At 71.7% G+C, this 2,286-nt stretch carries 3 protein-coding genes; 1 reads left to right on the forward strand and 2 read right to left on the reverse strand.

The window, feature by feature from the left end:
* Positions 1 to 98 precede the first annotated feature (98 nt).
* Positions 99 to 587: an SRPBCC family protein gene (locus ACFV4G_RS41475; protein WP_380448456.1), complete on the reverse strand. Its 489-nt coding sequence runs from the start codon at positions 585 to 587 to the stop codon at positions 99 to 101.
* Positions 584 to 1,024, reverse strand: coding sequence for an ArsR/SmtB family transcription factor (locus ACFV4G_RS41480; RefSeq protein WP_380448458.1), 441 nt, complete (start codon positions 1,022 to 1,024; stop codon positions 584 to 586). Before ACFV4G_RS41480 ends, ACFV4G_RS41475 begins: the two co-directional genes overlap by 4 nt.
* Before the next feature lie 372 nt (positions 1,025 to 1,396).
* On the opposite strand from ACFV4G_RS41480, the gene ACFV4G_RS41485 reads away from it, so the two are divergent.
* Positions 1,397 to 2,143 (forward strand): ScbR family autoregulator-binding transcription factor, encoded by a 747-nt coding sequence (locus ACFV4G_RS41485; protein ID WP_380448460.1) that lies wholly within the window; start codon positions 1,397 to 1,399, stop codon positions 2,141 to 2,143.
* The last annotated feature ends 143 nt before the right edge of the window (positions 2,144 to 2,286 follow it).

The raw sequence follows: 2,286 nt of genomic DNA on the forward strand, positions 1-2,286 counted from the left end.
CCCGGGTGGCGGGGTGGGGGCGGCGCTCACCCCCCGGTCCCCCCACCCCCCCCCCCCATGCCCGGGGGGGGGCGCTTCGTCGTATCGGGTGTGGGCGGTCACTCCGAGGCGAGCAGGGCGTCCAGCTTCGCGTAGCCCTCGGTGACGCCCTTCTCCATGCCGCTCGCGAGGATCGCGTCGCGGGCGGCGAAGCTGTCGACCACGGACAGGATCGTGACGCGGGTGCGGCCCTCGCCGGCCGGCTCGAACACGGCGGTGTCCAGCGAGACGCCGTCCGGCACGCCCGTGTACGTGAACGTCTGGACGAGTCGGGTCTCCGGCCGGACCTCGTGGAACGAGCCGTAGAAGGCGGCGATCTCCCGGCCGTCCTGGTGCATGGAGTAGCGGTAGCTCCCGCCGGTGCGGCCGTCCCAGAAGTCGATCTTCGTCTCGTGGTTGTCCGGGCCGAGCCACCGGGCGACCAGCTCGGGCTCGATCCAGGCCCGGAAGACCCGCGCCGGCGGGGCGTCGAACTCGCGGACGATCCGGATGGTGGGCAGTGCCGGGTCCGCCTCGACCCGGGTCTCGCGGCCGGTGGTGGAGGTCATGGCTTCTCTCCTTCGTGTCCTGGGCCTGCTTCGGTCTCTGTGCTGTGCGCGGGGCCTCCGCCTGCCGGCTCGTCGCCTGTCGGGTCGTCGTCGGCGGACCCGTCGTCGGCGGCCTCGTCGGCCATGGCCGCGAGGACGGCGTCCAGGCGGCGGAACCGCTCCTCCGCCTGGCGGCGGTAGCGCTCGATCCAGCTCGTCATCAAGTCGAACACCTGCGGTTCGAGGTGGCACGGCCGCCGCTGCGCGTCCCGGCTGCGGCTGACGAGCCCGGCCTCCTCCAGCACCTTGAGGTGCTTGGAGACGGCCTGCATCGACATCGCGTACGACTCCGCCAGCTCGCCGACGGTCGCATCGCGGACCGAGAGGCGGGCGACGATGTCGCGCCGGGTCGGATCGGCCAGGGCGACGAACGCCCGGGACAACTGGTCGACGGCCACCGGATACCCCTGCTCTTTCTCAACCGATTGGTTGAGGACAACGCTACGCCGGTCCGCCGCCTTCTTCAACCGATCGGTTGAGAAAGATGCCGAGGGCGTCGCCGGAGGGCTTGATCGGGTCTTCCGGAGCCTGGCATGCCACTACAGATACCGATCGTTCGGTTTTGTGTGCGACTGCTCGTGGGGAGTGGCCTTGAGGTGTCGGTGGGCGGCCGGACATCCCGAATTCGCCGAAGGGCGCGGGTGGGTGAGGGAGGAGAAGCACCTGGGGCGATTCCCGGGCAGTGTCCTGTCGCCTTCGGGCCAGTCGTCGCTAAGATACGGCGTGTTTGGTTTTGTTTTTCGCGAGAATGTCAGAACGGGGTGGTTCCGGTGGTACGGCAGGAGCGCGCGCTCCGGACGCGTCGGCTGATCCTGGAGGCCGCGGCTTCTGTCTTCGACGAGTTCGGCTACGAGGGAGCGACCATCGGCGAGGTGGTCTCCCGGGCCGGTGTGACGCGCGGCGCGGTCTATTTCCATTTCGCGTCCAAACGCGATCTCGCGCAGGGCGTGGTTGAGGAGCAGTTCGCCCAGGACGAGGTTCCCGAACGCGCTTGCAAACTCCAGGAGTTCGTGGACACCGGGATGGTGGTCGCCCATCTGCTGCCGCGCGACCCGCTGCTGAGCGCCGGTGCCCGGCTCTCCCTCGGCCAGGACGTGTTCGACGAGTTCGGCGGCGGCGCGATCCTCGGGTGGATCTCCCGCTTCGAGGTGCTCCTGGTCGCGGCCGGCGAGCGCGGCGAACTGCTGCCGCACGTCACCCCGGCGGACGCGGCATGGCTGCTGACGGCGGCATGGACGGGCGTGCAGATCCAGTCCCAGAAGCTGAGCGGCCGGGCGGACCTGGAGCGCCGGGTGGCCGGGCTGTTCCAGCACGTGATGCCGAGCATCGCGGTGCCGGGCGTGCTCGGGGCGCTGCAGATGGGGCCGGACCGTGGCGCCCGGGTGGTCGCCGAGGTGGCGGCGGCCCGCGCGGCGTCGGAAGGCGACGCCGACGGCAATGGCGGCAGTGGAGGCAACGAAGGCAATGGCGCCGAGGTCGAGGCGCACGCGGTCGGCGGCGCGGTCGCGGTGTCCTGAGGCGGCGCACCGCTCGCGCAGGAACGGGCGGATCGACGGCGGTGCGGGGGGGGTGTGGTGCCCCCCCCCCCCCCCGCCGGTGTGACAGTGGGGGGGTGGGCGTGGCCTCCGAGGGTGCGCGCGCAGCCCCCGCGCGCGGTGGG

The organism is Kitasatospora sp. NPDC059747 (genome assembly GCF_042732955.1).
Taxonomy (GTDB): domain Bacteria; phylum Actinomycetota; class Actinomycetes; order Streptomycetales; family Streptomycetaceae; genus Kitasatospora.